Origin of the sequence: Actinoplanes sp. CA-051413, assembly GCF_050955795.1 — a bacterium.
In the GTDB taxonomy this organism is placed as follows: Bacteria; Actinomycetota; Actinomycetes; order Mycobacteriales; family Micromonosporaceae; genus Actinoplanes.
Genome location: NZ_CP192100.1, coordinates 7,438,240 through 7,459,720, shown reverse-complemented (window position 1 = coordinate 7,459,720; position 21,481 = coordinate 7,438,240). Strand labels below are relative to the sequence as shown.

Below are 21,481 nucleotides of genomic sequence, written 5' to 3'. Positions count from 1 at the left end.
ACGACCCTAACGGCATCCGCACGGCCCCAGCCACCCGGGTTTTCCACCCGGGCACAGCTAACCGTGCCGCCCGCCACGATTCCACGGAATAGCGCGGTCGCATTAGTGAAGGTGACCGGGGCGATAATTGCCCGGCGTCTCCGTTATTCTGTGAAATTCAAGCGAACAGTTGCGCGCGGAGTCCGTCACAGGCGAGACTGGGCGCGTTCTTCGGATTACGTCAGGAGTCGTTATGGCGCGGCAGGTAATCACGACCCTCATCGACGACCTGGACGGAAAGCCGGCCGATCGGACGGTGGAGTTCAGCCTCGACGGCACGAGCTACACCATCGACCTTTCCGAGGCCAATGCCGGCAAGTTGCGCAAGGCGCTGGACCCGTTCATCGAGGCGGGCACGCGCATCGGCCGGGGCGGTTCCGGCCGTGCCGCGGGGCGGCCGTCGAGTGGCACGGGCCGCACGGCGGGCAGCCGCGACGAGAACAGGCTGATTCGCGAGTGGGCGGCCGAGAACGGCCACCAGATCTCCGAGCGGGGCCGCATCCCGCAGAGTGTCAGCAATGCCTATCGGGCGGCCCACGGCCGCTGATCCCTTGTGGTTGCCGGGGCCGGACGCATCTGCGTCCGGCCCCGGCGCATGCTCCGGTACGGCAATGAGTGTCCCTGTCCATCCGGCCGCGCCCGGAGGTGACCGGGTGGACGGCCTTTCGCACGGATGCAGTCAGCGATGCGCCATGGCTGACCGGGATCGCGCCAAGAGGCGCGGCCGGTAGCAAGGGGTGGACACCATGCTGCGGCTTGGCGGAAGGCCGGGTCGGTGGCGCGGTGGGAAGCCCCGGCCGCGGCCTGGTCGGGAGCCCGGCCCGGTGGCCCGGTGAGGAGCCCGGCAGCTCTGGCCGCGGCTCGGTGGGTGGCCCGGCCGGTGGTCCGGTGGGAGCACGGCCCGGCGGCCCGGTCGGAAGTTGTTCGTGGCCGGGTCGAAAGCCCCAGCCGTCGGCTCGTTGGAAAGCCCGGCCGTTGGCCTGGCGAGAAGCTGTGGCCGGGTGGACCGGTGGAAAGTCCGCCCCGCGCCCAGATGGAACTCCAGTCCGCGGCCCGCTGGAAAGCCGTTCCCCGGCCCGGCGGATAGCCCGGCTGCGCCGGCAAAGGCGCCGGTCAATGGCCACACGGTCGTCGCGATCACCGGCAGCTCCGACCTCCGGAATGGCCCGTCCGCGAGGAAACGGCGTTCACCTGAGCCACACCCGACGCCGGTGGATCCCGCCTGCCGGCATGAGGAATGGCCCTCGCGGCCGCCGCCGCAGCGATGCCGACCGATGCCGCCCGGCCCTGCCGACCATCCGCCGTGCATCCGGTAACGGGCCGCCCGCGTCTCCGGTAACGGCGGTGCCGTGGTCCCGGCCGCGACATCGTCGGAAACTGCCCGCCGGCTATCGACGCGCTCATCGGGAATCGTGTGGCCCGGACGGCACGTTTGCCCCAGGGCAAGGGAGCAGCGCCGGTCCCGTCACCCCTAAAGGTAAGTGGGCGCCCACCCACGAGTACTGGCCTTAAAGTCATAGGCATCACTGCCCAATGACCGCCCGGCGAGTGATCTCTAACGGTGGCATTGCGTACGCGACTGGTGACAGTAAGGCGAATAGCCGTCCTGGGATAGCCGGGACCGGAAAGATTGCGGTGAGTCCGGTTCAGGCGGTACGGAGTTTCGGCAGCATCGGCGCCACCGCTTCCAGGATGCGTTCGTCCCCGGCGTACCAGCTCGACTTGCGGGGCCAGTGCGTCAGCACATCGGTGAAGCCCAGCTCCGCCGCCCGCCCCACCGCGTCCGTGAACGCTTCGACGCTGCTCAGCGACAGCACCGGCGACGAGTCGAGGTTGAGATACCTGTCCACCCTCCGGTCGCCTGCCGCTTCGGTGAACTTGGCGCTGACCTCGGCCACCGATCGCCACCACGCCGCTTCGTCGTCCACCGCCTGCGCTCCGGTGGTCACCCAGCCGTCGCCGTACCGGGCTGCCAGGCGCAGGGCGCGGGGGCCGTTCGCCGCCACCACGAGCGGCGGGCGGGGCCGCTGGACCGGGCCGGGGGTGCTGCGGGCGTCCACCGCTCTGTAGTACGTACCCGTGAAGTCGGCCTTGTCGTTCTCCAGCAGCCGGGTGAGCAGCTCGAGGAACTCGGCGAAGCGGTCCACCCGTTCCCTGGGGGTCAGCTCGGCCGCGCCCAGCACCGCCGAGTCGAAGCCGATGCCGCCCGCGCCCACGCCGAGCAGCAGCCGGCCCTGGGAGATGTCGTCCAGGGCGGTGATCTCGCGGGTGAAGTGCACCGGATGGCGGAAGTTCGGCGAGGCCACGAAGGTCCCGAGGCGGATCCGGCGGGTCACCATCGCCGCCGCCGTCAGGGTCGGCACGGCGTCGAACCAGGGGCCGTCGACGAGGTCGCGCCAGCCCAGGTGGTCGTAGGTCCAGGCGTGGTCGAAGCCGTACTCCTCGGCCAGGCGCCAGCGCCGCCCGGCCACGGACCAGCGTTCGTCGGGAAGGATCACGATGCCGATACGCACGCGAGGACGCTACCTCACGCCGAGCGCAGGCCGTCCTCGTCGCCCGTCGCCGTCGCCGGGCCGGCCGCCGCGTCGAACGCCGCCATCGCCCGGACCAGCTCCTGCCGGCTGGCCGGGCTCATCCGTTCGAGCACCTCGGCCAGCGCGGACCGGCGGCGTTCGCGCAGGTCCTCCAGCAGGCGCTGGGCTGTCGGGGTGAGCAGCAGCCGGACCTCGCGGCGGTCGCGGGGGTCCGGCACCCGGCGCAGCAGGCCGGTGGCCTCCAGCCGGTCGCAGAGCCGGCTCGCCGAGGACGGCACCACGTCGAGGGCCTCGGCGAGGCGGCTCATGTTCGTGTGCGGCCCCCGCGAGATGATCGTGAGTACGCGCAGCTGCGCCGGGGGTACGGCGGGCGACTGCGCGAGCCGGGCGCTCTCCAGGACACCCAGCAGCGACTCCACCGTCGACTCCATCGCCGCGGCGACGTCCGTGACGCGATCCATGCCGGTCCTCTGTTTGCTCAAAGTCGGGGCATTTCGGCCTACCAGGTCATGGCCTCTCCCAGCCTGGACCACGTCGGTCATCGCCGCCAGTCGAGGCAGACGGTGACCGCGTCGTCGTCCGGATCGGCGCCCGCGTGATATTCGCGCAGGCCCCGCATAACCGTACCCACTGCCTCGGTGGCGGGCTGCAGGCGCGTCCGGCGCAGCGCGGTCAGCAGGGCGCTCTCCCCGTACGGGGCCCGTCCGCCCGGCGTGGCGGCGTGCACCCCGTCGCTGACCACGAGCAGCCGGTCGGCCGGTTCGAGCCGGAACCGCTGGATCTCGTACCGGGTCTCGCCGAACATGCCCAGCGGCAGCTGCTGCTCCAGGATCACCGGCTGGATGTCCCGTTCGCGGGCGATGACGGCGCGGGGTGAGCCCGCGTCGACCGCGGCCACGTGCCCGCCGATCAGGTCGATCTCCAGCAGCAGGGTGGCGGCGTGGGCGGCGCCGCCGTACCGGGCGTGGATGGCATCGCCGGCCAGTTCGGCCTGTTCGACGATGTCGGCGCCGGAGCGGCGGGCGTTGCGCATGGCGTTGACCGCGACGGTGGTGAGCACCGCGGCGTCGAGGCCGTCGCCGGCGCCGTTGAGCACGGTGATGGTGAGCCGGTCGTCGGCCAGGGTCCAGTCGAAGTGGTCGCCGAAGACCGCGTACGCGGGCTCCAGCTGCCCGGCGACCAGGAAGCGCTCGTCGCCGAGCGAGCGTCCCGGCAGCAGTTCCCATTGCAGCTCGGCCGCCATGGTGAGGCGTTCCCGGCGTACCACCCGGCGGTAGCGGTCCGTGACCGAGTCGGCGGCCCGCAGGGCGACGGCGAGTTCGTCGGCGACCGCCGACAGGTCGCTGGTCAGCCCGGTGCCCGAGGGCAGGGAGGTCCGCACGACGAGCACGCCGAGGCGTTCGCCCCAGACGGTCAGGGGCAGGTAGGCGCGGTTGGCGTCCGCGGCGATGTCGACCAGCGGCCGCTGGCTGCCGAAACAGCGCACGGCCAGGGCGTTTCCAGGCGGTCCGCCGAGCTCGAGCAGCGGCCACAGGCCGGTCAGGGTCAGGTCGCCGAGCAGCACCTCGACCCGGCCGGCCGCGTAGTGCCGGCGCAGGTGGTCCGCCACGACCTCGGGAAGCCGGTCGGGCGGCGCCGCGCGCAGCAGCGCTCCGACGAGCGTCGGACGGTCGGACAAGGGCTGACCTCTTTCTCATCGGGGCGCGGGACAGCGACCGGACAGCAATATTTGCTGTACGGCAAAGATGATAGGGGCACCGCGAAGCGGTCCGGCGGCGGGCAGCGGGCCCGGCGGATCAGGGGGTACGGCAGATCAAGGAGTACGGCGGATCAACGGGTACGGCGGTACGGCGGGTCGCTCAGTGCGCGCCCGCACCGCCGGCCAGCGCGAAGGACTTCTCGAAGTGGATGAGGCTGCCGCTGCGCGGGGTCGACTGCATCCGGACGTTGTCGCTCAGTGCCTTGATGAGGAACAGTCCCCGGCCGCGCTCGCTGTTCGGCCCGGGGTCGTCGACCGCGCTCGCGTCGAAGCCGGCGCCGTTGTCGGCGACGTCGATCGCGCAGCGGTCCTCGGCCACGTCCAGGCGGACCTCGATGCCGTCCGCGCCGGTGGCGTGCTTGACCACGTTGGCGCACGCCTCGGTCAGGGCCAGCTCCAGGTCGTCGCCGTCCTGGCGGTCGACCTGGAACGCCGACAGGGCACACCGCAGCAGCCGGCGCACCGCGGGCACGCTGTCGACCTCACGCGGCAGGTTGAGCCGTACCGAGATACGCATGCGACTCCTCCCCCCGTTGTCGACCCGGCACCCGCCCGGTCCGCTGACAGTGATGTTCCCGCGGGACGGCCGGGCTAATCCCGGTACGGGCGATCCGGCTTCCCGCCGGTCCGGAACCGGCCGTCCGAAGTTCTTGTTATCGCAGGCCGTTCGGGCGGTCTCCCTTCCCGTGGTCGGCGAAACGGCCGCCGCGCGCAATGATCGAGGCCCCACGGGAAGAGGTCAGGACTCTGATGGCGTTTCAACCGGACACCGCGACGGTGGTCGCCGCCCGCGCCGGCGACCCGGCCGCGGTCGACCGCCTGGTCGCCGGGTACCTGCCGCTGGTCTACACGATCGTCGGCCGGGCCCTGGACGGGCACGCGGACGTCGACGACGTCGTGCAGGACACCATGCTGCGCGTCCTGCGCAACCTCGGTGACCTGCGCGAACCCGAGGCGTTCCGGTCCTGGCTGGTGGCCATCACCGTGCGTCAGGTGCGGGAGCGCTACCGGGTGCGCCGGTCGGCGCCGGACACCCTGCTGCCCGACGACGTCCGCGACCCGGGGGCCGATTTCACCGACCTGGCGATCACCCGGCTGGAGCTGGCCGGTCAGCGCCGGGAGACCGCCGAGGCCACCCGCTGGCTCGACGAGGACAACCGGGAGCTGCTCTCGCTGTGGTGGCTGGAGGCCTCCGGCGAGCTGACCCGGGACGAGATCGTCGCCGCGACCGAGGTGACCCGCCAGCACGCCGCGGTACGGATCCAGCGGATGAAGGGCCAGCTGGAGACGGCCCGCGTCGTCGTGCGGGCGCTGGCCGCCAATCCGCCGTGCGCGGATCTGGCGCTGGTCACCGCCGAGTGGGACGGCCGGCCCGGAGCCCTGTGGCGCAAGCGCATCGCCCGTCACACCCGTGACTGCCGGCAGTGCTCACCGGCCTGGTCGGGTCTGGTGGCGGCGGAACGGCTGCTGGTCGGCATGGCCCTGGTGCCGCTGCCGCACACGCTCAGCGGCGGTGCTCTGTCCGCCTTCGGTGGCGCGCAGGCCGGTTCACACGTCGCGCACGTGGTCTCGGGCAAGGCGCTGGCCGCCAAGATCGCCGTGAAGGGCAGCGTCGGCGTCGGCCGGCGGGTGCTCACCGCGATGCTGGCGACCGGCACGGTGGCCGGTGGCGGTGCGGCCGTGGTCGTGTACTCCAACGCCGACAAGCCGGTCGCCAACGCGGCCGTGATCTCCACCGCCGCGCCCACGCCGCGGCTGTCCCTGCCGGCCGCGCCCACGCCCAGCGCCACCTCGGTGTCGCCGTCGGCGCAGCCCTCGCCGACGAAGAAGAAGACCAAGGCGCCCGTGGCACCGGTGCCGGCCACCGCGACCTCGGCCAAGAAGGGCGTCGGCACCTGGCAGTTCGACGGGATCAAGGGCGCGCTCGACGATGTCGGCGCGGGCTGGTACTACAACTGGTCACCCGACAACGACTCCATGCCGGGGCCGGCCGACGTCGAGTTCGTGCCGATGATCTGGGGCAAGGCCAACGTGACGGCCGGGACCCTGGCCAAGGCGAAGCGCGAGGGTGACGTGCTGCTCGGCTTCAACGAGCCGGACATGGGCGGGCAGGCGAACATGAGCGTCGAGGACGCCCTCGCCGCCTGGCCGAAGCTGCAGGAGACCGGCCTGCGGCTGGGCAGCCCGGCCGTCGCCTACGGCGGCGACACCGCCGGCGGCTGGCTGGACCGGTTCATGAAGGGCGCGAAGGAAAAAAATCTGCGCGTCGACTTCATCACGGTGCACTGGTACGGCTCGGACTTCAGCGCCGCCGCGGTCGGGCAGTTCCTCGGCTACGTCGACGCGGTTCACGCCCGCTACGACCTGCCGGTCTGGGTCACCGAGTACGGCCTGATGAACTTCACCGGCTCCCCGAAGTACCCCACGGGTGCCCAGGAGGCGGCCTTCATCAAGGGCACCACGACCGGCATGGAGAAGCGTTCCTTCGTCGAGCGGTACGCCTGGTTCGGGCTGCCCGCGGTGGGTGACAGCGTCGATTTCGGTCTCTACAAGGACGCCTCGACCCCGACCGAGGCGGGCAAGGCGTACAAGGCCGCCGGGTAGCACCGCGGGATAGGGTCGGATCATGATTCGGTTCGGCTACAAGGCATCGGCGGAGCAGTTCGCCCCGCGCGAGTTGCTCCGCTACGGCATCCAGGCCGAGCAGCAGGGTTTCGACTCGGTGTTCGTCAGCGACCACCTGCAGCCGTGGCGGCACGACGGCGGGCACGCTCCCGCCGCGCTGCCCTGGCTCGGCGCGCTCGCCACGAGCACCGAGCGGGTCCTGCTCGGCACCAGTGTGCTCACCCCGACGTTCCGCTACCACCCGGCGGTGGTCGCCCAGGCGTTCGCCACCCTCGGCTGCCTTGCGCCCGGCCGGGTCATCCTCGGTGTGGGCTCGGGGGAGTCCCTCAACGAGGTGCCGCTCGGCCTGCAGTGGCCGGACGGCAAGGAGCGCTTCGCCCGCCTCAAGGAGGCGGTCACCCTGATCCGGCAGCTCTGGACCGAGGACCGGGTGACCTTCGAGGGCACCTTCTACCGCACCGAGCTGGCCACCATCTACGACAAGCCGGAGCAGCCGGTGCCGATCTACATCGGCGCCTCCGGCCCGGCCGCGACCCGGCTCGCCGGGCGCATCGCCGACGGGTTCATCACCACCAGCGGCAAGGGCAGCGAGCTCTACACCGACACGCTGCTGCCGGCCGTCCGCGAGGGCGCCGAGAAGGCGAACAGGTCACTCGACGACGTCGACCTGATGATCGAGGTCAAGGTCTCCTTCGACCCGGACCTGGAGCGGGCGCGCAACGACACCCAGTACTGGGGCGCGCTGGCGCTGTCGCCGGAGGAGAAGACCGGCGTCGAGGACCCGATCGAGATGCAGCGGCGCGCGGACGCCCTGTCGGTGGACCGTACGGTCAGCCGCTGGATCTGCTCCTCGGACCCGGACGAGCACGCCGCCAAGGTCACCGAGTACCTGAACATGGGTTTCAAGCACCTGGTCTTCCACGCGCCGGGCCCGGACCAGGACCGCTTCCTGCGGGTGTACGGCGAGCAGATCCTGCCCCGGCTGCGCGACCGCGTCGCCCAGGGCTAGTACCCGCGGTAGTTCTCGCCCGGCACCGCCCGCAGGTGCGCCGGGCCGTCCCAGCGCTCGTCCCGGCCCTCGCCCTGGATCACGGTGAGGTCCGGGCGGCCGGGCTCGCCGCCGCGCCGCCGCACCGGTCGCCGGCCGTCACGTCCCCGGCCCTCCCGGCTGTCCCGGCTGTCCCGGATGTCGCGGTCCCGGATGTCGCGATCGCTGCCGGGCGGGGGCACCGAGTGCCGGGCCGCGTGCCGCCCGGTCGGCTCGTCCGCGTAGGGGCTCTGCCGCGCCGCCGGCCCGTCGAAGCGCGCCTCCCGAGGGGCCTCGGAACGGGAACCCCGAGGAGCCTCGAAGCGAGCCTCCTGGCGTTCCTCGAAGCGAGCCTCCCGGTGTGCCTCGAAGCGCGCCTCCTTGGCGGCCTCGTAGCGCTGCGGGGCAGGGCGGCGGCCGATCCGCCACCGGCGGACGTACTCGCTCCACGCGGTCCGCAGGGCCCGCAGCGCCGCCGGCAGGACCCGGCGGGGCCGGTCGTCGCCGTGGATGCGGGGGTAGCCGACCGTGGCGACCTCCACCACCCGCAGGCCCTGGGTCGCCATCCGCAGCGTGGTCAGGGTGTCGATCTCCGGTCCCTCGCCCCAGGCCGGCCGGCCGCGCTTGGGCCCGCGCGCGTCGGGGGCCGGCAGCTCCAGCGCCGGCAGCAGCTCGCGCCAGTAGGCGTTGTAGGCGCAGCTGAGGTCGGTGAACCGGGTGCCGAAGAAGAGGTTGACGACCCGGCACAGCACCGCGTGCCCGAAGCGTTCGGCGGCGCCGGCGTCACGGTGGTCGCCGCCCGGGCGCAGCCGCGAGCCATGGGCCGCCTCGGCGCCCGAGAGCAGGGCGTCCACGAAGCGGGGGATCTCCTGCGGGTCGGCCGAGCCGTCCGCGTTGAGCGTGACCACGATGTCGCCGGTGCTCGCGGCGAAGCCGCAGACCAGCGCGTTGCCCTTGCCCGAGCGGGTCTGGCGGACCACGACCACGTCGGGGCGTACCTCGCGGGCGACCGCCACGGTGTCGTCGCGGGACCGGCCGTCGACGACGACGACCTCGTCCACCGGCGGCAGGTTCTCCAGGATCAGCGGCAGGTTGTGCTCTTCGTTGAGGGCGGGGATCACGACGGTCACGGTGGGCGACGACCACGAGGCGTGGTTCGCCGGCTGTCGCGGCGCGGGAGGCATGGCGGTGGCTCCTCGGCGGGTGCGGTACGGAGGTCATCGGGGGGACCGGGCATCAACTTACCAATCGATTACCGTGCGTCAACTGGTCGCCGGGGTGACGGAAGGGCCGGCGGCGGACGGTCATGAATGTGCAGCTCCGGTGCCCCTTTACCGGTTAAGTATCCGAGAATCGTGACAGATCACCCATTGCTCTGAGTGACGAAAGGGGGGATTTCGGCCCGCTCATAACCGGCATTCCGGACGCGGGGAATCCGTACGGTGATGGATGCGGGGGATAGGGTTCGGGGCGGGCCGCGGTCCCCCGGGCCGGCCGGCCACCCGACCGTGGAGAGGAAAATTCTCAGTGAAACTGGGTCTGCACATCGCCGATTTCACCTGGCCCGACGGCGCGCCGCGGCTGGGGCCGGTGCTGGCCGACGTGGCCACCGCGGCCGATGAGGCCGGCTTCGACCGGATCAGCGTCATGGACCACCTGTGGCAAATCTTCGGCACCCCCGAGCACGAGATGCTGGAGGCGTACACGGCGCTGGGCTTCCTGGCCGCGCACACCCGCCGCGCCAAGCTGCTCACTCTGGTGACCGGCGTCGTCTACCGTGACCCCGGCCTGCTGGCCAAGGCCGTCACCACCCTCGACGTGCTCTCCGGCGGCCGGGCCATGCTCGGCATCGGCGCCGCCTGGAACGAGGAGGAGTCCCGCGGCCTGGGCCTGTTCTTCCCGCCCACCGCGGAACGCTTCGAGCGCCTCGAGGAGGCTCTGCAGATCTGCCTGCGGATGTTCCACGGGGACGAGGCGCCGTACGACGGCAAGCACTACCAGCTCGGCCGCCTGCTCAACTCCCCGCTCCCGCTGTCGAAGCCGCACCCGCCGATCCTGATCGGTGGCGGCGGCGAGAAGAAGACGCTGCGCTTCGTGGCCAGGTACGCCGACTCGTGCAACCTCTTCGCCGTCCCGGAGGTCGAGCACAAGCTCGACGTGCTGCGGCAGCACTGCGCCACCGAGGGCCGCGACTACGACGCGATCGAGAAGACGGTGACGCTCAACCTCGACCCGGGGGAGAAGGGCGAGCGCGTCGGGGAGCTCATCGACGACCTGACCCGCTACGCCGGGCTCGGTTTCACGGTGGGGCACGGCATGGTCGCCGGCGTCTCCGATCTGCGCAAGATCGAGACGCTGCGCACCGAGGTCATGCCCGCGATCGAGGCGCTGTGACAGTACAGGCGGTGGTCTTCGACCTCGACGGCGTCATCATCGACACCGAGGAGGTCTGGGAGGAGGTGCGCCGCGGCTACGTCGCCGAGCACGGGCGCGAGTTCCTCGCCGACACCCAGACCCGGATGATGGGGATGAGCACCGGCGAGTGGTCCACGCACCTGAGCGCCGAGGTGGGCGTGCCCCGCACCCCGGAGCAGGTCGCCGCGGACGTGCTCGCCCGGATGGCCGAGCGCTACCGGTCGGCGCTGCCGCTGATCCCCGGCTCGGTCGACGCCGTCCGGCGGCTCGCGGAACGCTTCCCCGTCGCCCTGGCCAGCTCGTCCGCCCGGATCCTCATCGACCAGGTCCTCGAGACGGCCGGGCTGGCCGGCACGTTCCGGGTGACCCTGTCCACCGAGGAGGTGCCGCGCGGCAAGCCGGCGCCGGACGTCTACCTGGCCGCGGTCGAGCGGCTCGGTCTGACCCCGGAGGTCTGCGCGGCGGTCGAGGATTCCAGCAACGGCCTGCGGTCCGCGGCCGCGGCGGGGCTCGCGGTCATCGCGGTGCCGCACGGGGTCTATCCGCCCGCGGCCGACGCTCTGGCGCTGGCCGGCCTGGTCATCGACGGTCTGGACGAGCTCACGGTCGAGGCGGTCGAGAAGCTCCGCTGAGCGGTTCTCCGGGCCGGCCCGTGCGGCCGGCCCGGGACTCCGTTTCCGGGTAGGTGGGCAGGTCGATGCCGCTGCTGCGGTCGCCGGCGATCTTGTACGTCATCGTCATGAACCACCCCCGGTTGTGCAGCCAGTTGCGGATCGCCAGGCCGTGCGCCGTCTTCGGGGCCAGGAACCGGCCCGCGCCCGCACCGCCCTTCTGCGCGCGCTTGGCGAAGCGGCTGATCCGGTCCTCGTAGCGCGGGAAGGCCACGGTGTGGTCGCCGCCCGCCGCGGCCAGCTCGCCGGCCAGCGTGTACGCCGCCACCAGCGCCGTACCGTTGCCCATGCCGCCGATGGTGGCCCCGCAAGCCGCGTCGCCGACCAGGGCGATCCGCCCCCGCGACCAGGGCTCGATGTCCACCCGGCAGATCTGGTCGAAGTAGAGGTCGTCGGCGGTGTCCAGGGCGGCCAGCATGCGCGGTACCTCCCAGCCGAGGTCCGCGAAGCGCTCGCGCACCAGCTGCTTCTGCGCGTCGAGGTCGTACCGGTCGTAGCTCAGCTCGGGCGACGCGAAGACGACGAACGCGCCGGCCTGCGCCGGGTCCCGGTGATCGCCGCCGATCGACGCCAGCCGTCCGGGGGTGTTGTGGCCCAGGGTGTCGCGGCCCAGGCCGAGGTGGTTGGGCATCGGCCAGCCGGCGACGTAGTAGCCCAGGTGGCTGACGTACTGCCGCTCCGGGCCGAAGGTCAGCCGGCGGACGTTGGAGTGCACCCCGTCGGCCCCGATGACCAGGTCGAAGGTGCGTTGCCGGCCGGAGGCGAAGGTGACGTCGACGCCGCCCGGGGTCTCGTCGAGGGCCGCGATGCTGTCGCCGAAGAGGTACTCGGTGTGCTCGCCGGCGGCCGCGCAGAAGATCCGGGACAGGTCGCCGCGCAGGATCTCGATGTCGCCACCGGCGAAGTCGGCGGGCATCTCCATGGTCCGCTGTCCGTCCGCGGTCACGAAGCGCATCGCGGTGCCCCCGGTCTGCACCTCGCGCAGGGCGTCCAGCACGCCCATCCGGGCCAGCAGGCCGAGGTGGACCGGGCCGCGGAAGTCGACGGCGTTGCCGCCCGTGCGCAGGGCCGGAGCGATCTCGACGATCGTCGGCCGGAAGCCGTGGCGGCCCAGCCAGTAGGCCAGGGCGGGCCCGGCGATGCTCGCGCCCGAGATCAGGACCGTGCCGGTCATGGTGGCTCCAAACTGTGTCCATAGGTATCAGTTATTTCTGTGTACGGTAGAGACAGTTGTCGCCGGAGCGCAAGAGGGTTGTCCGATGTCAGTGGAATTCCTGTGGGACGGGCGGGCCCAGCCCACGCGCGGGCCCAAGCCGGCGCTGACCCTGGAGGGCATCACGGACGTCGCGATCGCGGTCGCCGACACAGAGGGCCTGGCCGCCGTCTCCATGCAGCGCGTCGCCGCCGAGCTCGGCAAGACCAAGATGTCGCTCTACCGCTACCTGCCGGGCAAGGCGGAGCTGGTGGCCCTGATGATCGAGCGGGCCATCGGGGAGCCGCCGGAGTTGTCGGCCGGCTCCTGGCGCGTTGCGCTGACCGAATGGTCGGAGCGGCTCTTCGCGGCCTACCTGCGGCACCCGTGGTCGGTCGACGCCACGGTCGGGCGGCGTCCGCTCGGCCCGCGCGAACTCGGCTGGATGGAGTGCGCCCTGGCCGCCCTGGGCACCAGCTCCGGGCTGACGGGCGCGGAACGGCTGGACGCCATCGCGGTGCTGGCCGGGCACGCCCGGATGCTGGCCCAGCAGTCCGCCGCCCGGCTCGACGAGAGCGGGATGACCGCGGCGATGAGCGAGGTCATGACCCGGCACGGCGCGCGTTTTCCGGAGCTGACCGCGGCCATGCGCGAGACGGCCGTCGAGGGCGGCCAGAACCAGGCGTTCACCTTCGGCCTGGACCGCATCCTCGACGGCCTCGCCGCCCTTATCGACCGGCGCTCGGCGCGCAGCTGAGCCGGGCGTCGGCCCAGTCCGCGTGGTCGAAGTTGCGGCCGTCCCCGCCGTCGGTCGCCCGCAGGGTCAGGATCCGCACGCCGGTGACGTCGACGCTGAGGGCGGCAGCCGGGTCCGCACTGCGCCGGATCCCGGTCGCCGCCAGCGGCCGCGCGTCGCCGAGCACCTGGAAGTCCACCGAGCCGGACTGGGTCACCTCGTCGTCGATGCCGGCCACCGCGGTGAAGCCGGTGCAGGCGCCACCCAGCCAGACCGTGATCTCGCCCGGGGCGTGCATGCCGAGCCCCTTGGCGTACACGGAGCCGCGGATGGTCAGCGGGCGGCCGTCACCGCGGTCGGCCTCCCCGTTGGACCGGTCGCGCTCGACCGGCCCGTACCCGTTGCTCTCGCTCAGGAACGGCAGGTCGCTGACCGCCGGGGTGCCGGCCGGATCGGCCGGCGGCACCAGGACCCGGACCGCCTGCTCGACGTGCACCGGCCGGCGGCTTCCCGCCGCGTCGGGCGAACCCGGATCGGCCGGGAAGGTGAAGTCGGCCGCGACCGGCAGGTCGGTGAAGCCGGTGGCGAGGCCGGCCGGTGCGGTGAGCCGCCAGGTGCCGCGCAGGGTGTCGCCGCCGCGCATGGTGGCATCGCGCACGACCGCGCCGGAGACGGTCCAGCCCGCCGGCGGTACGGGCGCCAGCGTCACCCCGGTGATCGGCCCACCGGCGGGCAGCGTGAACGTCGCCGACACCGAAACTGTCCCCTCCGGACGGACATCCGCGCTCGCCGGGTCGACGGTCAGCGTGGTGGCGGGCACTCGCCGTACGGGCCGGTCGCAGGTCGCCGATCCGGTGTACGCGCACAGCACGGTGACGAACCCGCCGTTGGTGCGCTCCGGCACGGTGAGCGTGTCGCCGCGGCGCACGATCCGGCTCTCCCGCACCAGCCCGCCGTCGCCGTCGCGCAGCGTCTCGGCCAGGTAGCGCCCGCTGCCGAGGAACCCGAGCGGGGTGCTGAACGTCTTGGCGGCCACCGCGGAGATGCCGCCGACGTACCAGCGGTCGTCGTGGCGCCGGGCGATGACGGCCTCCTGGCCGGGCGCCCCGGCGAGCAGCTTGGTCTCGTCCCAGACGGTCGGCAGCTGGCTCAGCGTCCGCAGCGCCTCGGGATGCGACTCGTACGTCTCCGGCTTGTCGGCCGGGTGCTGCCAGCCGGACTCGTAGACCACCGCGAGGGCCACCTCATGCGCGTCAGTGGTGTCCCGGTCGGCCACCACCCAGGTCACCGGCGTGTAGTCCATGCCACCGACCACGTTGCGGGTGAACGGGAACATCGTGTTGGTGGCGGCCCGGGTCCGGAACTGCTCGGCGCCGCGGATCGCCTCCAGCGTCATGACGTGCGGCCAGGTGCGCTGCACCCCGCGCGGGATGGTGGCGCCGTGGAAGTTGACCATCAGCTTGTGGGCGGCCGTGGCGGCCAGGATGTCGTCGTACCACCGGAAGCGGGCCTGGCTGTCCGAGTCCATGAAGTCCACCTTCACCCCGGCCACACCCCACGACTTGAGCAGCGGCAGCATGGTGTCCCGCTCCTGCGCGGTGTCCAGCGCGGTCCAGTGGAACCAGAGCAGCACGTCGACCCCGCGGGCCCGGGCGTAGCGGACCACGCCGGGCACCCACTCCGCACTCCAGCCCTCGTCGATGAGCACGTAGGGCCAGCCGTTGCGGGCGGCGAAGTCGATGTACTGCCGTTGCCGGGCCGGGTCGCCCGGGCTGCTGTGCTCGGAGAGCCAGGACCAGGCGGTGGTGCCGGGCCGCACCCAGGAGGTGTCGGTGAGCTTCGCCGGCGGGGCCAGGTCGTCGACCAGCATCGAGCCGGTGACGGTGGCCAGGTCGCCGACGATCGCCGTACGCCAGGGGGTGGCCAGCCGGGCGGTCGCCACGATCTGCGGGTCGGCGAGCTTGATCGCGTACGCGCCCGAGCCGGCGTTGTGGGTCAGCCGGGCGCCGGAGTAGCGACCATCCACGTCGGACTCGGTGATGAGGGCGTAGTTGGTGCCGACCCGGAACAGCGCCGGGAAACCGTAGTCACCGGTGGCGGCGGCGCCCGCGGTGGTCTGCACCCGTTCGTTCTCGTAGTTGGGGGAGTACGGCAGCAGCCACGCGAGCGCGTCGGCCGGCATCGAGAACGACGACGTCTCCCCGGTGATCGTGCCACCGGCCGGCAGCACGTACCGGTAGGCGGCCCCCTCGGCCGAGACCCGCACCACGACGTCCAGCCGGGCCCCGCCGGCGCCGGTGAAGGCGAACGTCGACTCGGTGAGCGTGACGTCACGGGCCAGCTGTTTGCCGGTCGTCCTGGTGTATCGCTCGCGGACGGTGCGGTTGCCGCGCGACACGAAACTCAGCCCCACGCTGAGGTCGGCGGCGGTGGTGACGAGGCCGATCGGTGCCGGGGACAGCACGGCTGTGCCGGCCCGGTCGACCCCGAAGCTGAGCCGGCCCGCCTCGTCGAGGGCGAGCCGCGCGTTCACCGCGGCCCCCGGGCCGCTCACGGACCAGGACAGCGGCTCCGCGGCCGCCGCCGGAGCGGCCAACGTGGTGGCGGCCAGCGCCGCACCGAGCACAGTGGAGGACAATCGCCGTAGGCGCATCGGATCTCCTTCGCATCGAAGGATGACCATATTTCACGCGCGTTGCGGAGATCCAGAATAATAATTATTACTGCCGATCGGGCCCGGCGTGTCCGGCCGGAGACGCCGGGCCCGATGCGCGGCTACTGCGGCAGCTGCCGGCGGTCGGCCGGAGCCCGGCGTTCCGCCGGGGCGACCGGTGCGGTGGTGACCGTCGCGCCGGCCGGGGCCGGGGTGAGCGTGGCGCGGCCGGTGACCGGCAGGACCAGGCGGCTGGCGGCCAGGTCGACCCGTACGGTGGCACCGGTGTTCGGTGCCTCGGTGAACTCAGGGTCGCTCTGGGTCAGGACCAGGCCCAGGGTGTGCCCGGCCGCGACCGTCACGTCGTAGGCGCTCAGCGGGACCGTCACGGTGTACCAGCGGTCCGGCCGCAGTGGCGTGGTGAAGCGCAGCGACACGTGGTGGGCCGCGTCGAGCCAGCCGCGGGTCAGCACCTCGTGGTCGGAGGTCACCACCCGCTCGGCCACGTCGCGGTAGCAGGCGTCGTCGGCCGCCGTCGACGCTCCCCAGCACGACTCCGTGGCCAGGGTCCGCACACCCTCACCGGTGCCATAGTCCACCCGGGTCGCCGTGCCGTAGTCGACCAGCCGGGCGGTGAGCTGGGTCGTCGGGCGGTCGACGCGGATCCGCAGCCGTACGGACGGGGAGCCGGAGATGCGCAGCGGTGCCCGCAGCGGTCCGTAGAGCACAGCGAGCCGCCCCGCGACCTCTTCCGACGGCGAGGCCACGGCCGCGTCCTCGGTCAGCGACGCGTCGGTGTACGAGGCCACCGCCGACCCCAGCGGCACACTGACCTTGCGGGTGCCGGGCAACGGCCAGTCCCGGGCCGCGGTGAAGACCCCGGGTGCGGTCTCGATCGTCGCCCGCGGCTGGGCCATGACGCCGTTGTGCAGGCCCTGCAGCCAGTAGTCGAACCACTGGTGCAGCGTGTCGACCCACTCCGCGCGGCGGACGTCGAACGGGTCCACGTGCCCGGTGCGGTGCAGCCAGATCTTGCGCGGCACGCCCTGCTCGGCCAGCTCCTGCCACCAGGCGGCGAACTGCGGCGTGGCCACGTTCAGGTCGTTGAGGCCGTGCACCACGAAGACGCTCGCCCGGACCCGGCCGGCGGCGGGGCGGTAGTCGCGGGCGCGCCAGAACGCGTTGTAGTCACCGGTGTCGTCGGCGCTGTCGGTGGCCAGCGAGGAGGTCACCGCCGCGCACTCGGTGAGCCGGTCGCTGACCACGGACTGCAGGTAGTTCGGGTAGCCCGAGGAGCGCAGGGAGCCGTTGTAGCGCATGTAGTCGTACCAGCTGGAGATGGCCGAGATCGGGACGATGGTCTCCAGGCCCCGGACCCCGGTGGCGGCGACGCCGTTGGCCACCGAGCCGTCCCAGGACTTGCCGATCATGCCGACCTTGCCGGTGCTCCAGGAGCGGGCCGAGACCGGGGTGCCGTCGGCGGTGAAGCCCCGGGCCCGCCCGTTGAGCCAGTCGATCGCCGCGCGGGCCCCGGCCACCTCGGCCGGGCCGCCGACGTCCTCGCAACCCGTCGAGCGGCTGGTGCCGCTGAGGTCGACGGCGGCGAAGGCGTACCCGCGGGGCACGAAGTAGTTGTCGTAGAACAGCGGCGCCTTGCTGATCACGCCCTGGGCGTCGTACTGCTTGAGCTCGCCCTCGTTGCCGCGGCCGCAGCAGGCGTAGTAGGGCGAGGCGTCCATGATGATCGGCACCTTGACGCCGGCGGCCGTGCGGGGGCGGACCAGGTCGACCGCGACCCGGTCGGGCACGCCGTCCCGGTCGGCGTCGGTGGGGGTCTGGACCCACACGCTTTCGCGAATGGCGTCGGCGTAGTCGTAGACGGGCACGGTCTCGCCACCGCGGATGAAGGGCGGGGCGGCCGAGGCGGGCGCGGGCACGCTGAGCAGACCGGCGAGCACGACAAGTGCGACGAGCAGAGCTCGGGGTACGGCAACGGGCATGGCGGTCCTTCCGGGAACGATGGACATCCACGCCATTCGATCGCACGAGAGGCCCCGGGTGAAGCCGGACCGCCGATTCACCTCGCCGAAACAGGCAGGTGTGAAGGATCTTCATGACGGGTATCGCCGCCTGGACTGCACAGGAGGTGCCCGTGGAGACGCTCGCGGCTGAAGGGCTACGGCTCGATCTCGACGTATTCGACTACCTGATCCTCGCGATCTATTTCGCGACCGTCCTGGGCGTCGGTTTCGCCGCCCGAAGAGCGATCAAGACCAGCGCCGACTTCTTCCTGTCCGGCCGATCGATGCCCGCCTGGGTCACCGGCCTGGCGTTCGTCTCGGCCAACCTCGGCGCCCTCGAGATCATCGGCATGGCCGCCAACGGCGCCCAGTACGGCCTGATGACCCTGCACTACTACTGGATCGGCGCCGTACCGGCGATGGTCTTCCTGGGCATCGTGATGATGCCGTTCTACTACGGGTCCAAGGTCCGCAGCGTCCCCGAGTTCCTCCGGCTGCGCTTCAACCGGCCCACCCACCTGGTCAACGCGGTCACCTTCGCGGTCGCCCAGGTGCTGATCGCCGGCGTCAACCTGTACGCGCTGGCGCTGGTGCTCGACGCGCTGCTCGGCTGGCCGCTCTGGGTGTCGATCGTGATCGGCGCGGCCATCGTGCTGCTCTACATCGGCATCGGCGGGCTCTCCTCGGCGATCTACAACGAGGTGCTGCAGTTCTTCGTCATTCTGGCCGGGCTCATCCCGATCACCGTCGTCGGCCTGGTCAAGGTCGGCGGCATCGACGGCCTCTTCGACGCGGTCCGGGACAGCAAGCTCGGCGACGCGGCGCTGCACACCTGGCAGGGCACGGCGAACTCGGACAACCCGCTGGGCGCGAACTGGATCGGCATCGTCTTCGGCCTGGGCTTCGTGCTCTCGTTCGGCTACTGGACGACGAACTTCGCCGAGGTGCAGCGGGCCCTCTCGGCCAAGGACATGAGCGCGGCCCGGCGCACCCCGATCATCGGCGCCTTCCCGAAGCTGCTGATCCCGGCGGTCACGGTCATCCCCGGCCTGATCGCCATCATCACGGTCAAGGGGCTCGGTGCCGACGAGGGTGACCTGGTCTACAACAACGCCATCCCGCTGCTCATGCGCGACCTGCTGCCCAACGGCGTGCTGGGGATCGCGGTGACCGGCCTGATCGCCTCGTTCATGGCCGGCATGGCCGCCAACGTCAGCGGGTTCAACACCGTCTTCACCTACGACCTGTGGCAGACGTACATCCGCAAGAACCGTTCCGACGACTACTACCTGCGGATCGGCCGGCTCGCCACGGTCGGCGGCATCGTCGTCGGCATCGGCACCGCGTTCATCGCGGCCGGCTTCAGCAACATCATGAACTACATCCAGGCGTTGTTCTCGATCTTCAACGCCCCGCTGTTCGCCACCTTCATCGTCGGGATGTTCTGGAAGCGGATGACCGCCTGGGCCGGCTTCTGGTCGCTGACGCTGGGCACGCTGTCGTCGCTCACCCTGTACCTGCTGTACCTGGCGGACGTCGTCAAGTTCAACTCCGACCTGGAGGAGAGCTTCTGGGGCGCGGGCCTGGCCTTCGTCACGGCGGTGTTGACCGCCGTCGTGGTCACCATGGTGACCGAGTCCAAGCCCGAGAACCAGCTGCGCGGCCTGGTCTACGGCCTGGCCGGACCATCCACCTCCGGCGAGGTGATCATCGCGGGCGACAAGGTCTGGTGGCGCAACCCCGTGCTGCTCGGTGGCATCGCTGTCGCGCTGGCGTTCCTGCTGTACATCCCCGTCTGGTGACCGGCGCGAGCCACGAGAGGAGTTGAGATGTCCGAGGAGACCAACGGTCCCGATGATGAACTGCTGGCCCAGACCGCGGAGGCGGAGAAGGTGTCCGCCGCGGCCCGGCTGTTCGACGTGCGGCGGGTGATCGGCGGGCTGTTCGTGGTGTACGGCCTGATCGTCACGCTGCTGGGGATCTTCGACAGCCCGTCGGAGATCGACAAGGCGCAGGGCGTCCGGATCAACCTCTGGATGGGGCTGGCGATGCTGGCGCTGGGCGCGTTCTTCCTGCTCTGGCTGCGGTGGCGGCCGACCCAGGTGCCCGCGGCGAAGGCGGATCCGGATGCCGACGCCGGCCCCCGGAAGCCTGTGGGCGACTGAACGGCGACCCGGGCCGCCCGATTGATGGAGAAGCCGGTGCGGCCCGGGTGCAAGACGGTTGCACCCGCACCCTGAACCTTCCGATTCACCCGGGGTGCTCCCGATACTCAGGTCATGGAACCCCTCGCCTCAGTGAGCTTCGCCGGCGGTGCAGGACAACGGCCCGTCGGCTGGCAGATGCAGCTTCGTGTTGACTATGCCGTCAACAAGGTCATGCAGACGCATCGCGGCAAGTCCGAGGATGAAGTTGCACAGGCCATTCAGGATCAGCTGCGTAGTGTCGGCGTCGTGCCGAACTCCCGGCAGATCGCCCAGTACGCGGCGGCCATCTCCACCTTGCCGCTGCTTCCGCCCAACAATCGGACGTAACACCTGCCTTCCGCCGCCCGAGCCGTCACCGGGCGCGGAAGCGCAGGATCCGGTCGTCGCCATCCTGTACGTCGCCTCGGCCGTCCGTGTTCGAGGTGGTGAGCCAGAGGGCACCGTCCGGCGCGACGGCTACGGTTCGTAGTCGTCCGTACCGCCCGGAGAACTCGGCCTTCGGCTCGCCACCGGCGAGCGGCACGGTCCACAACCGCTGCCCCCGCAGCGCGGCGACGTACAGGGTGTCGCCGGCGATCGCCGCCCCGGACGGGGAGGCCTCATCGGTGCTCCACGTGACGACCGGGTCGACGTAGTCCCCGTCGCCACCCTTGCCGTCGACCTCGGGCCAGCCGTAGTTGCCGCCGGGCTCGATCTTGTTGACCTCGTCGAGGCGGTTCTGGCCGAACTCGATGCCGTACATCGTGCCGTCCGCCGCCCAGGCGAGGCCCTGCACGTTGCGGTGCCCCAGGCTCCAGACCGGCGAGCCGGCCTTCGGATTGCCCGGCGCCGGCCGGCCCTCCGGGGTCAGCCGCAGGATCTTGCCGTTGGTGTCGCCGGCGTCCTGCGAGGCGCTGCCGTCCCCGGCGTCCCCGGTGCCCACGTAGAGCATCTTGTCCGGGCCGAAGGCGATCCGGCCGCCGTTGTGGATGCCGGCCTTGGTGATTCCGTCGAAGATCACTTCCGGGGCGCCCCCGCCGAGCTTGAACCGCACGATCCGGTTGTCGTCCGCCGCGGTGTGGTAGGCGTAGACCCACCGGGTCCGGGCGTAGTCCGCGGCGACCGCCAGGCCGAGCAGCCCGCCCTCGCCGTCGGCCGCGACGCCCGGCACAGTGAAGACCTGCTGCGGTTTTCCGGAACCGGTCCGCACCCGCAGCACGCGCCCGCTGTCCCGCTCGGCGACCAGCGCGCTGCCGTCGGGCAGGAAGGCCATTCCCCACGGCACCTCGAGCCCGGTCGCCACGGTCTCCGGTGCGCTCAGGTCGGGGGTGCCACGGTCCGTGGACGGGGCGGCCGAGGCGGGCGCGGTGGCAGCCGGCGCGCTGGCGCGGGGCGCGGGAGCGGCAGCCGGCTCCTCGGCGGAGCAAGCGGCCAGCAGGGCCGCGCCAGCAGCGGTAACAGCCACTTGCCAGCGCATCCTCGACCGATCGGCGGTTGACATGGCACCCACCGTGCCTCGGCTGGCTGAGAGAAACCTGAACGGGTACGGACCGTTACCATTTCTTCACCGATACAGGTATGCACATCCTTGACAGCCTCGGCGGATGGCCGGGAGGGTCCACT

18 protein-coding genes are annotated in these 21,481 nt (G+C 71.8%); 9 read left to right on the top strand and 9 right to left on the bottom strand.

Annotation, left to right across the window (positions count from 1 at the left end):
- Window positions 1–232: 232 nt before the first annotated feature.
- Window positions 233–586: a histone-like nucleoid-structuring protein Lsr2 gene (locus ACQP2Y_RS35085; RefSeq protein ID WP_360553220.1), complete on the top strand. Its 354-nt coding sequence runs from the start codon at window positions 233–235 to the stop codon at window positions 584–586.
- Between the two features lie 1,099 nt (window positions 587–1,685).
- Here the strand turns inward: ACQP2Y_RS35085 and ACQP2Y_RS35080 are convergent.
- The 4 genes from ACQP2Y_RS35080 to ACQP2Y_RS35065 all read right to left on the bottom strand — a co-directional run bounded on the left by ACQP2Y_RS35080 (window position 1,686) and on the right by ACQP2Y_RS35065 (window position 4,849).
- Window positions 1,686–2,552 carry an LLM class flavin-dependent oxidoreductase gene (locus ACQP2Y_RS35080; protein ID WP_433720293.1) on the bottom strand — a complete coding sequence of 289 codons (867 nt, stop codon included), beginning with the start codon at window positions 2,550–2,552 and terminating at the stop codon, window positions 1,686–1,688.
- A 14-nt stretch (window positions 2,553–2,566) separates the two neighbouring features.
- A complete protein-coding gene (locus ACQP2Y_RS35075; RefSeq protein WP_433720291.1) occupies window positions 2,567–3,034 on the bottom strand; it encodes a MarR family winged helix-turn-helix transcriptional regulator in 468 nt (155 codons plus the stop codon).
- Between the two features lie 77 nt (window positions 3,035–3,111).
- A complete protein-coding gene (locus ACQP2Y_RS35070) occupies window positions 3,112–4,251 on the bottom strand; it encodes a PP2C family protein-serine/threonine phosphatase (RefSeq protein WP_433720289.1) in 1,140 nt (379 codons plus the stop codon).
- A 181-nt stretch (window positions 4,252–4,432) separates the two neighbouring features.
- Window positions 4,433–4,849 (bottom strand): ATP-binding protein, encoded by a 417-nt coding sequence (locus ACQP2Y_RS35065; RefSeq protein ID WP_212990117.1) that lies wholly within the window; start codon window positions 4,847–4,849, stop codon window positions 4,433–4,435.
- A gap of 233 nt (window positions 4,850–5,082) precedes the next feature.
- On the opposite strand from ACQP2Y_RS35065, the gene ACQP2Y_RS35060 reads away from it, so the two are divergent.
- Window positions 5,083–6,936 carry a sigma-70 family RNA polymerase sigma factor gene (locus ACQP2Y_RS35060; RefSeq protein ID WP_433720287.1) on the top strand — a complete coding sequence of 618 codons (1,854 nt, stop codon included), beginning with the start codon at window positions 5,083–5,085 and terminating at the stop codon, window positions 6,934–6,936.
- Window positions 6,937–6,958: 22 nt separating this feature from the next.
- Window positions 6,959–7,966: a glucose-6-phosphate dehydrogenase (coenzyme-F420) gene (gene fgd, locus ACQP2Y_RS35055; protein ID WP_433720285.1), complete on the top strand. Its 1,008-nt coding sequence runs from the start codon at window positions 6,959–6,961 to the stop codon at window positions 7,964–7,966.
- Here fgd and ACQP2Y_RS35050 read toward each other — a convergent pair.
- On the bottom strand, window positions 7,963–9,168 hold the full coding sequence (locus ACQP2Y_RS35050; protein ID WP_433720283.1) for a glycosyltransferase family 2 protein: 1,206 nt from the start codon (window positions 9,166–9,168) through the stop codon (window positions 7,963–7,965). The genes fgd and ACQP2Y_RS35050 overlap by 4 nt on opposite strands.
- A gap of 343 nt (window positions 9,169–9,511) precedes the next feature.
- Between ACQP2Y_RS35050 and ACQP2Y_RS35045 the strand changes: the two genes are divergently transcribed.
- The gene (locus ACQP2Y_RS35045) at window positions 9,512–10,378 is read left to right on the top strand and encodes an LLM class F420-dependent oxidoreductase (RefSeq protein ID WP_433720281.1); all 867 of its coding nucleotides are present in this window, start codon (window positions 9,512–9,514) and stop codon (window positions 10,376–10,378) included.
- Complete coding sequence (locus ACQP2Y_RS35040; protein ID WP_433720279.1) at window positions 10,375–11,031, top strand: HAD family hydrolase; 657 nt, start codon at window positions 10,375–10,377, stop codon at window positions 11,029–11,031. Before ACQP2Y_RS35045 ends, ACQP2Y_RS35040 begins: the two co-directional genes overlap by 4 nt.
- Here the strand turns inward: ACQP2Y_RS35040 and ACQP2Y_RS35035 are convergent.
- The gene (locus tag ACQP2Y_RS35035) at window positions 11,000–12,244 is read right to left on the bottom strand and encodes an FAD-dependent monooxygenase (protein ID WP_433720277.1); all 1,245 of its coding nucleotides are present in this window, start codon (window positions 12,242–12,244) and stop codon (window positions 11,000–11,002) included. The genes ACQP2Y_RS35040 and ACQP2Y_RS35035 overlap by 32 nt on opposite strands.
- 85 nt (window positions 12,245–12,329) lie before the next feature.
- Here ACQP2Y_RS35035 and ACQP2Y_RS35030 point away from each other — a divergent pair, with 85 nt between their 5' ends.
- Complete coding sequence (locus ACQP2Y_RS35030; RefSeq protein WP_433720275.1) at window positions 12,330–13,019, top strand: TetR/AcrR family transcriptional regulator; 690 nt, start codon at window positions 12,330–12,332, stop codon at window positions 13,017–13,019.
- Here ACQP2Y_RS35030 and ACQP2Y_RS35025 read toward each other — a convergent pair.
- Window positions 12,991–15,651 (bottom strand): glycoside hydrolase family 97 catalytic domain-containing protein, encoded by a 2,661-nt coding sequence (locus ACQP2Y_RS35025; RefSeq protein ID WP_433720273.1) that lies wholly within the window; start codon window positions 15,649–15,651, stop codon window positions 12,991–12,993. The two genes, ACQP2Y_RS35030 and ACQP2Y_RS35025, sit on opposite strands and share 29 nt — an antisense overlap.
- 122 nt (window positions 15,652–15,773) lie before the next feature.
- Window positions 15,774–17,678 carry a Xaa-Pro dipeptidyl-peptidase gene (locus ACQP2Y_RS35020; RefSeq protein WP_433720271.1) on the bottom strand — a complete coding sequence of 635 codons (1,905 nt, stop codon included), beginning with the start codon at window positions 17,676–17,678 and terminating at the stop codon, window positions 15,774–15,776.
- 86 nt (window positions 17,679–17,764) lie between these two features.
- Between ACQP2Y_RS35020 and ACQP2Y_RS35015 the strand changes: the two genes are divergently transcribed.
- From ACQP2Y_RS35015 to ACQP2Y_RS35005, 3 genes are all read left to right on the top strand, one after another.
- Complete coding sequence (locus ACQP2Y_RS35015; protein WP_433720269.1) at window positions 17,765–19,474, top strand: sodium:solute symporter family protein; 1,710 nt, start codon at window positions 17,765–17,767, stop codon at window positions 19,472–19,474.
- A gap of 27 nt (window positions 19,475–19,501) precedes the next feature.
- Window positions 19,502–19,837 (top strand): hypothetical protein, encoded by a 336-nt coding sequence (locus ACQP2Y_RS35010; RefSeq protein ID WP_433720268.1) that lies wholly within the window; start codon window positions 19,502–19,504, stop codon window positions 19,835–19,837.
- 114 nt (window positions 19,838–19,951) lie between these two features.
- The gene (locus ACQP2Y_RS35005; RefSeq protein WP_433720266.1) at window positions 19,952–20,206 is read left to right on the top strand and encodes a hypothetical protein; all 255 of its coding nucleotides are present in this window, start codon (window positions 19,952–19,954) and stop codon (window positions 20,204–20,206) included.
- A gap of 25 nt (window positions 20,207–20,231) precedes the next feature.
- On the opposite strand, the gene ACQP2Y_RS35000 is transcribed toward ACQP2Y_RS35005, so the two are convergent.
- The gene (locus tag ACQP2Y_RS35000; RefSeq protein WP_433720265.1) at window positions 20,232–21,359 is read right to left on the bottom strand and encodes a PQQ-dependent sugar dehydrogenase; all 1,128 of its coding nucleotides are present in this window, start codon (window positions 21,357–21,359) and stop codon (window positions 20,232–20,234) included.
- Window positions 21,360–21,481 lie beyond the last annotated feature (122 nt).

What these genes read in the sequence shown, in the direction of transcription:
- ACQP2Y_RS35085 (WP_360553220.1), top strand. Translation starts at nt 233, where the DNA reads ATGGCGCGGCAGGTAATCACGACCCTCATCGACGACCTGGACGGAAAG.
- ACQP2Y_RS35075 (WP_433720291.1), bottom strand. Translation starts at nt 3,034, where the DNA reads ATGGATCGCGTCACGGACGTCGCCGCGGCGATGGAGTCGACGGTGGAG.
- ACQP2Y_RS35065 (WP_212990117.1), bottom strand. Translation starts at nt 4,849, where the DNA reads ATGCGTATCTCGGTACGGCTCAACCTGCCGCGTGAGGTCGACAGCGTG.
- ACQP2Y_RS35060 (WP_433720287.1), top strand. Translation starts at nt 5,083, where the DNA reads ATGGCGTTTCAACCGGACACCGCGACGGTGGTCGCCGCCCGCGCCGGC.
- fgd (WP_433720285.1), top strand. Translation starts at nt 6,959, where the DNA reads ATGATTCGGTTCGGCTACAAGGCATCGGCGGAGCAGTTCGCCCCGCGC.
- ACQP2Y_RS35050 (WP_433720283.1), bottom strand. Translation starts at nt 9,168, where the DNA reads ATGCCTCCCGCGCCGCGACAGCCGGCGAACCACGCCTCGTGGTCGTCG.
- ACQP2Y_RS35035 (WP_433720277.1), bottom strand. Translation starts at nt 12,244, where the DNA reads ATGACCGGCACGGTCCTGATCTCGGGCGCGAGCATCGCCGGGCCCGCC.
- ACQP2Y_RS35030 (WP_433720275.1), top strand. Translation starts at nt 12,330, where the DNA reads ATGTCAGTGGAATTCCTGTGGGACGGGCGGGCCCAGCCCACGCGCGGG.
- ACQP2Y_RS35025 (WP_433720273.1), bottom strand. Translation starts at nt 15,651, where the DNA reads ATGCGCCTACGGCGATTGTCCTCCACTGTGCTCGGTGCGGCGCTGGCC.
- ACQP2Y_RS35020 (WP_433720271.1), bottom strand. Translation starts at nt 17,678, where the DNA reads ATGTCCATCGTTCCCGGAAGGACCGCCATGCCCGTTGCCGTACCCCGA.
- ACQP2Y_RS35015 (WP_433720269.1), top strand. Translation starts at nt 17,765, where the DNA reads ATGACGGGTATCGCCGCCTGGACTGCACAGGAGGTGCCCGTGGAGACG.
- ACQP2Y_RS35010 (WP_433720268.1), top strand. Translation starts at nt 19,502, where the DNA reads ATGTCCGAGGAGACCAACGGTCCCGATGATGAACTGCTGGCCCAGACC.
- ACQP2Y_RS35005 (WP_433720266.1), top strand. Translation starts at nt 19,952, where the DNA reads ATGGAACCCCTCGCCTCAGTGAGCTTCGCCGGCGGTGCAGGACAACGG.
- ACQP2Y_RS35000 (WP_433720265.1), bottom strand. Translation starts at nt 21,359, where the DNA reads ATGTCAACCGCCGATCGGTCGAGGATGCGCTGGCAAGTGGCTGTTACC.